7 protein-coding genes are annotated in these 8,465 nt (G+C 27.9%); all 7 read left to right on the top strand.

The window, feature by feature from the left end; genetic code table 11:
* A partial coding sequence (locus ACH2BO_RS15140; protein ID WP_395045568.1) for a glycosyltransferase occupies positions 1-712 on the top strand: 712 nt, incomplete at its 5' end.
* Positions 713-779: 67 nt separating this feature from the next.
* Positions 780-1,382 (top strand): sugar transferase, encoded by a 603-nt coding sequence (locus tag ACH2BO_RS15135; protein ID WP_395045567.1) that lies wholly within the window; start codon positions 780-782, stop codon positions 1,380-1,382.
* Complete coding sequence (locus ACH2BO_RS15130) at positions 1,372-1,992, top strand: acetyltransferase (protein WP_395045566.1); 621 nt, start codon at positions 1,372-1,374, stop codon at positions 1,990-1,992. The genes ACH2BO_RS15135 and ACH2BO_RS15130 overlap by 11 nt, the downstream gene beginning before the upstream one ends.
* Positions 1,985-3,118, top strand: a complete 1,134-nt coding sequence (locus ACH2BO_RS15125) for a DegT/DnrJ/EryC1/StrS family aminotransferase (RefSeq protein WP_395045565.1) — start codon at positions 1,985-1,987, stop codon at positions 3,116-3,118. The genes ACH2BO_RS15130 and ACH2BO_RS15125 overlap by 8 nt, the downstream gene beginning before the upstream one ends.
* A 53-nt stretch (positions 3,119-3,171) precedes the next feature.
* A complete protein-coding gene (locus ACH2BO_RS15120) occupies positions 3,172-5,169 on the top strand; it encodes a polysaccharide biosynthesis protein (RefSeq protein ID WP_395045564.1) in 1,998 nt (665 codons plus the stop codon).
* 66 nt (positions 5,170-5,235) lie between these two features.
* The gene (locus ACH2BO_RS15115; protein WP_395045563.1) at positions 5,236-5,991 is read left to right on the top strand and encodes a polysaccharide biosynthesis/export family protein; all 756 of its coding nucleotides are present in this window, start codon (positions 5,236-5,238) and stop codon (positions 5,989-5,991) included.
* 2 nt (positions 5,992-5,993) lie between these two features.
* Positions 5,994-8,393 carry a polysaccharide biosynthesis tyrosine autokinase gene (locus tag ACH2BO_RS15110; RefSeq protein ID WP_395045562.1) on the top strand — a complete coding sequence of 800 codons (2,400 nt, stop codon included), beginning with the start codon at positions 5,994-5,996 and terminating at the stop codon, positions 8,391-8,393.
* The last annotated feature ends 72 nt before the right edge of the window (positions 8,394-8,465 follow it).

Here is an 8,465-nt window from a genome sequence, read left to right as displayed (position 1 = left end):
TGAAGGTGTAAAAAAAGATTTAAAGTATTATAAAGTAACAAAGAAACCTTTGAATGTTATTGCCAACGGAAACGTAAATGGTATTGATACTAACTTTTTTAATCCAACTTCAGTTTCAGATAATCAAGAAAAAGATTTAAAAACACAATTGAATATTCTTGAAACTGATTTTGTTTTTATTTTTGTTGGAAGATTGGTTGCCGATAAAGGAATTAACGAATTAATTGAAGCATTTAAAGAAGTTTATAAAGAAAATAAAAATTGTAAATTATTGCTTGTTGGACCATTTGAAAACGAACTTGATCCATTAAATGCAAACACTTTGTTAGAAATTAAAAACAACTCTTCAATAGTAAGTGTTGGATTTCAAAACGATGTAAAATTATATCTTTCTATTGCAAATGTTTTTGTATTTCCTAGTTATAGAGAAGGTTTTCCAAATGTTGTTCTTCAAGCTGGAGCAATGAATTTGCCTTGTATTGTTACAAATATTAGCGGAAGTAACGAAATAATAACCGATGAAATAAACGGATTAATTGTACCTACTAAAAACGCTTACGCTATATCATATGCCATGAAAGAATTAATGAATGACGAAAATTTGTTATTACAAATGAAAGAAAAAGCCAGAAACAATATTGTTGCCAAATACAATCAAAATATTGTTTGGAATGCAATTCTATCAGAATATAAAAAAGCAAGTAATGATTAGAAAACTAGAATTTTATCACCTTTTTAATTAAAATTAAAATTGTCTATTTTTGCAAAAACATTCATGAATGTATAATCGCTTTATAAAACCTACTTTCGATTTTATTGCTGCTTTTCTTGGCTTACTGTTTTTGTTTCCGTTATTTTTAATAATTACAATTTTATTGTTTTTTGCAAATGATGGAAAACCTTTTTTCTTTCAAAATAGACCAGGAAAAAATGGTAAAATATTCAAGATTGTAAAGTTCAAAACCATGAACGATAAAAAAGATAATCTAGGAAAACTTTTACCAGATGCTGATAGATTGACTAAAGTTGGAAGCTTTGTTAGAAAAACTTCATTAGACGAAATTCCACAATTGCTAAATGTTGTAAAAGGTGATATGAGTTTAATTGGACCAAGACCTTTATTGACAAATTACTTACATTTATACAGCCAAACTCAAAACAGACGACACGAAGTAAAACCTGGAATTACAGGTTGGGCACAAGTAAATGGTAGAAATGCAATTTCTTGGGATAAAAAATTTGAATATGATGTTTGGTATGTAGATAACATTTCATTTACTTTGGACGTGAAAATACTTTTTAAAACAGTTTTAAAAGTTCTAAAAAGTGATGGTATTAACGCTGTAGATACAGCAACTATTGAACCATTTGATGGAAACTAAAGTAACACTATATGGCGCAAGTGGTCATTGTAAAGTAATTATAGATATATTAAATTGTAATGCAATTACTATAGAAAAAGTAATAGATGACAACCCAAAAAAGAATGATATTTTAGGTCTTTCAATTTTAAACTCTAAAGATTTAGATTTAAATAATTTAAAAAATGTTATTTTATCAATTGGTAACAACTTGTTTAGAAAAAAATTAGCCAGTAAACTTGACATTAATTTTTTAACTGCAATTCATCCAACAGCAATAATTTCTAAAAATGTTATTATAGAAAACGGAACTGTAATTATGGCTGGAGCAATAATAAATCCAGATACAATAATAAAAAAACATTGTATAATAAATACTGGCGCAATAATTGAACACGACTGTTTGGTAAATAATTTTGCTCATGTTTCTCCTGGCGCTTCTCTTGCAGGAAATGTAACCATTGGCGAAGGAACACACGTTGGGATTGGAGCAATAGTAATTCAAGGAGTTACAATAGGAAAATGGGCAACAATTGGTGCTGGCGCAATTATAATTAAAGATATTCCTGATTATGCAGTAGTTGTAGGGAATCCTGGAAAAATTATAAAATACAATAAAGAAAATGAGTAATTCTAAAATATGGCTTTCATCGCCTCACATGGGCGGAAACGAATTGAAATTTATTAATGAAGCTTTCGAAACCAATTGGGTTGCACCACTTGGTCCAAACGTTACTGGTTTTGAAAAAGATTTAGAAAGTTATTTAAATAAGAATGTTTTTGTTGGAGCATTAAGTTCAGGAACAGCAGCACTTCATTTAGGATTAATTTTACTTGATATAAAAGCTGGCGATGAAGTAATTTGTCAAAGTATGACTTTTTCAGCATCGGCAAATCCAATTGTGTATCAAGGTGCAACACCAATTTTTGTTGATAGTGAAAGAGATACTTGGAATATTTGTCCAAATGCACTCGAAGATGCAATAAAAGATAGAATTTCAAAAGGAAAAAAACCTAAAGCAATAATTGCAGTTCATTTGTACGGAATGCCCTATAAAGTTGATGAAATTAGAATAATTGCAAACAAATATGAAATTCCAATTCTTGAAGACAGCGCAGAAGCATTAGGAAGTAGTTACAAAGGTCAAAAATGTGGAACTTTTGGCGATATAAGTATTCTGTCCTTTAACGGAAATAAAATTATTACAACTTCTGGTGGTGGAGCAATTGTTACAAATACTATTGAATTAAAAAACAAAGCAATTTTTTTAGCAACTCAAGCTAGAGATGATGCGCCACATTATCAGCATAGCGAAATTGGGTATAATTATAGAATGAGTAACATTTGTGCAGGAATAGGAAGAGGACAAATGCAAATTCTTGACAATCATGTTTCTAAAAGAAGAAAAATGCACGATTTTTATGTTTCAATATTTAATGATAATGAGGCAATTGAAGTTTTTTCTGAAAAAAGTGATGCTTATTTTTCTAATCATTGGCTGTCAGCAATCACTATAAATCCTAATAAAAACAACAATAAAACTCGCGAAGATTTAAGACTATTATTAAATAATGAAAACATAGAAAGTCGTCCTTTATGGAAACCAATGCATTTGCAACCAGTTTTTAAAGACGCACCATATTATGGAGGAACAATTTCTGAAGAATTATTTAATGATGGATTATGTCTTCCATCGGGTTCAAATCTTACTGATGAAGATTGTGGTAGAATAAAGAAATCGTTATTAAAATTTTAAGATTTTTTTAAGAACTTTTTTTTGCTATTTTTACATCTTTTAAATTTTAAATATTGAATAAAAATACAAATAGAAACTTTATTTCTGATTTGTTTAGAGCTTTTTCAGATATAAATACAGGTTTTAGTTTTAGAAATTTAGGTTATTTACCTAGATGGTTAATACTATTGCTTGATATTTTTATTGTAAGTTTTGCAGGAATTTTAACCTTTTTATTGTTTCAAGGATTAAAATTAGATTATATACCTAAACATCACATTGCTTTTGCAATCGTTTTTTATCTTGTTGTAAATGTGTTTTTCTTTTGGCTTTATAGAACTTATTCAGGAATAATAAGACATTCGTCATATATTGATGCACTTAAAATTTTCTTTTCTCAATTTTCAACATTTGTAATAATATGTGTGTTGAATTTTATTGTTATTTTATTAGGTAAACAAAAAGTTTACTTAACAACCGGAGCTTTTTTTAATGCAATTACTTCTTTCTTTTTATTGTTTTTTTATAGAATTATAGTCAAACAAACTTTTGAAAAATTTTTTAGTGAAAACGCTTCTGTAAAAAAGATAAATGCAATAATTTATGGTTCAGATGCCAATGCAACAGCTGTAGCTAATGCTTTAAAATCTGAAAATCCTTCTAGGTTTAAATTGCTTGGTTTTATTGATAAGAATAATCAAAATTCTACTAAAAGAATTTTGAACCTTCCAATATTTCAAATAAAAAAAAATATTCCAGTTTTGTTACGTTCTAAGAAAGTTGAAGCATTAATAATTGCCGACAAAAGTTTAACCAAAGAAGAACGACTCATTATTGTTGAAGAATGTATAGAATATGGATTTAAAGTATACACTATACCTGTAGTTTCTGATTGGGATGATCAAAAAGAAATTTCCAAGAACATCAAGAATTTTGAAATTCATGATTTACTAGAACGAAAACCAATAGTTTTAGATACAAAATCTATATCGTCAAAACTCAACGGAAAAACTATACTGGTAACTGGTGCTGCAGGTTCAATTGGAAGTGAAATTGTAAGGCAAGTATTGGAGTTTAGTCCAAATAAAATAATAATTTTAGATCAAGCAGAAACGCCACTTCATTCATTATCTCTAGAAATTATAGGAATGAATCAAGAAGTTGAAGTTTTTAATGTTATTGCAGATGTAAAAGATTATGTTGTATTAGATAAAATTTTTAAAACCTATAAACCAGATGTTGTATATCATGCAGCTGCATATAAACACGTTCCAATGATGGAAGAAAATCCATCGCAAGCTATTTTTACCAATGTAATTGGAACCAAGAATGTTGCAGATTTATCTAATAAATATCATGTAGAACGTTTTGTAATGATTTCTACAGACAAAGCTGTAAACCCTAGTAGTGTAATGGGAGCAAGTAAGCGTATTGCAGAAATGTATGTGCAATCTAAGCATTTTAAGCACAAAAAAAATAATTCTGAAAAGTATACAAAATTTATAACTACTCGTTTTGGTAATGTATTGGGTTCAAATGGTTCTGTAGTTCCATTGTTTACAAAACAAATTCAAGAAGGTGGACCAATAACAATAACACATCCTGAAATTATTCGTTATTTTATGACAATTCCCGAAGCTTGTCAGCTTGTTCTTGAAGCATGCTCAATGGGAAATGGAGGTGAAATTTATATATTTGACATGGGAAAACCAGTAAAAATTATAGATTTAGCCAAAAAAATGATTCGACTTGCAGGATTTATTCCAGACAAAGAAATAAAAATAAAAATTGTTGGACTTCGTCCTGGCGAAAAATTATTTGAAGAATTACTTAACAATTCAGCAAAAAATCTTGCTACACATCATGAAAAAATAATGATTGCTGTTGAGGTTTGCGATGAGTTTGAAGTACTAACACTCAAGATTGAAGAATTATTACAAATAGCTACAACTGGAAACCACGATAAATTAGTTTCTAAAATGAAAAAAATAATACCCGAATTTAAAAGTTTAAATTCGGTTTTTCAAACTTTAGATATCGAAGTCAAAGATTCCTATGTTTATACAAAATAGTATTTAATTTAAAATGTAAATACTATATTTGTTGGCTCAAATTATAATACTAGCTACTAATAAATTATGAAAAAACAATATTTATATTTTGCATTAATACTGTGTGTGTTTTTTACCTCATGTATCTCTAAAAAAAAGATAGTATACCTACAAGGCAATCAAAATTTTAATAATACATCAACCAATTATGATCCTTTAATTCAAAACGATGATAGATTATCTATAATCGTTTCTACATTAGAGGTAGAAGCATCGGTTCCATTTAATTTAAATCAAACACAAAATGCTGCACTTAGCTCAAATTCTAACAATATTGCCAACTCTTATTTAGTTGATATTAATGGTAATATAGATTTTCCTGTTTTAGGAACTATTGCAGTTTCTGGATATTCTATAGATCAGTTTAAACAAATGCTAAGAGAAAGATTGTCTTTACATTTAAAAGATCCTGTTGTAAATATTGCAATATTAAATTTTAAAGTAACAGTTCTTGGCGATGTAACTTCACCAGGAATAAAAACATTTAACAATCACAGAATAACATTGTTAGATGCATTAGCAGCTTCTGGAGATTTAACTATTTTTGGTAAACGAGATAATATACTACTTATTAGAGATTTTCAAGGTGTTAAAACCTATAACAGACTTGATATAACACAAGCCGATTTTGTAAATTCTCCTTTTTATTATTTAGACCAAAATGATGTAATATATGTTGAGGCAAGAAAAGGAAAAATTGACGCAAGTGCACTACCAAATTTACCCATAATATTATCTGTAATAACTTTTATAACTACAGCGCTACTTTTATTAACTAAATAATTATGCAAAATTCACTCCCAAATTTAGATTCTACAGTAACATCATCTAGTAGCGATTTTAATGTAAAAGAACAAATATTAAACTATCTTCAATATTGGAAATGGTTTTTGCTAAGCATCTTAATATGCTTGTCTGTTGTTTTTATTTACCTTAGGTATTATGTTGTTGAGTATGGAGTTGCCTCATCAATTTTAATAAAAGATGAAAAAAAAGGTGGAACAAGTGAGTTTTCTGCTTTTAGTGATTTGAATATTTTTTCTGCAAAAAACAATGTCGATAATGAAATTGTACTTTTAAAATCTAGAACATTATCTCAAAACGTAGTAAAAAAATTAGATTTAGACATTTCTTATTTCATTGAAGGACGCGTTGTTTATAGAGAACTTTATGATGATTCACCAATAAAATTTGTGTTTATTGAAAAAGTTAAAGACTATTATGAAAAAGACACAACCTTTATAGTTTCGGTAAAATCTAATAAAGAATATGTTTTATCCAACTTTGAAAAGAAAAACCCCAAAACATTTAAATTTGGTCAAAAAATTAAATCTAGTTTAGGTATTTTTATAGTTACTTTAAATAATGAAGAAACTCATAACGATGAAAAATTAGATGTAATTGTTAAAAAATCTAATCTAGAAAACACTTCAAACTCCTTGCGATATAAAGTTGCAGTAAGTTCTATTGAAAAAACTAATGTAATTAACTTAACCACTTCCGACCAAGTTTATAAAAGAGGTATTGATTATCTTGACGGTGTGGTCGGACAATATAATTATGATGCAGTAAAAGATAGAAATCAAGTTGCAGAATTTACAAAAGATTTTATTAATAAAAGATTAGAAATAATTACCGAAGAATTAGGTGGTGTTGAAGGTACTGCAGAATCTTTTAAAAAGAAAAAAGGAATTACAAATGTTGAAGCAGATGCAGGACTTAATTTAGAATCATCATCTGAATATAATAAATCTGTAGTTTCTGTTGAAACCGAGTTAAAAGTTGGTCAATACATGTTGAATGAGATAAATAAAACCAAACAAGACAACCTTATTCCTACCAATATAATTAGATCTACAGAAACTTCTTCAAGTTATATCAACCAATATAATGAATTAATACTTCAAAAAAGAAGAAATTCTGTAAGTGCTACCGAGATTAATCCTGTAATAGAAAAAATCGACTCTCAACTGGCAGCCATTAAATCTAGTATTATTGAGAGTTTAAAAAGTAAACAAAATGATTTGCAAATTCAAAGAAATGATTTGTCTAGACAAAGAAGTATTTTTGATGGTAAAGTAAGTCAAGTTCCAACCAACGAAAGATATTATAATGAAATTGCAAGACAACAACAAATAAAAGTTTCATTATACCTTTATTTATTACAAAAAAGAGAAGAAACCGAAATTTCGCTTGCTGTAACATCACCAAAAGCTAAAATAATTGACAATGCTTACTTAACAGGTGCAATTTCTTTAAACAGAAATATTTTTTATCTAGGAGCATTATTATTAGGACTTTTAATTCCTGGTGGAATAATATTTTTAATAAACTTCTTTGATACAAAAATAAAATACCGTCAAGATGTTGAAGGCAAAGTTTCAATACCATTTATTGGCGATTTACCAAAGTCTGATTCAAATGATGAAATTATAAAAGCCAACAGTCGATCAAGTTCTGCCGAAGCAATTAGAATGATTAGAACTAATCTTGAGTTTATGTTAGCTCATGTCCAAGAAGGAAAAAGTAAAACCATATTTGTAACATCATCAATTCCCAAAGAAGGAAAAACTTTTATAACTGTTAATTTAGCCACAACAATAGCTCTTTCTGGTAAAAAAGTATTAGTTATTGGATTGGATATTAGAAATCCAAAACTAGATAATTATATTAATTTACCATCTAAAGGATTGACAAACTATTTATCTAAAAGCAATGAAAACATTAATGATTATATTGTAAAAGTTGATGGTTTTGATAATTTCTTCGCATTACCATCTGGAGTTATTCCTCCAAATCCTGTAGAACTTTTAATGAATGATAGATTCTCAGTAATGTTTGATTTACTGAAAAAAGATTTCGATTATATAGTTGTAGATACTGCACCAGTTAGTATGGTTACAGATACTTTATTGATTGCAAAAAATGCAGATGCTTTTATTTATGTTATGAGAGCAAATTATCTAGATAAACGAATGTTGAAATTTGCTGATAATTTATACAAAGAAAAGAAATTACCTAATATGGCAATTTTACTAAACGATACCGAAATAAAGAAAACCTATGGTTATGGCTACGGTTATGGCTACGGTTATGGATATGGATATGGCTACGGAGTAGAAAAAACTAAAAAAACATGGTTAGAAAAATTTTTATCATATTTTAATAAAAAGAAAAATGATTAAATTTTAAAAAAAGAATTATTTTGAAAAGCAATCTTTAGAGAATCAATATTTTTCAAAATAATTCTTTTTTCA

This window comes from Flavobacterium sp. (assembly GCF_043773265.1).
Taxonomy (GTDB): Bacteria; Bacteroidota; Bacteroidia; order Flavobacteriales; family Flavobacteriaceae; genus Flavobacterium.
Note: the sequence above shows the minus strand (reverse complement) of the source record. Positions and strands in the feature narration are given on the sequence as shown.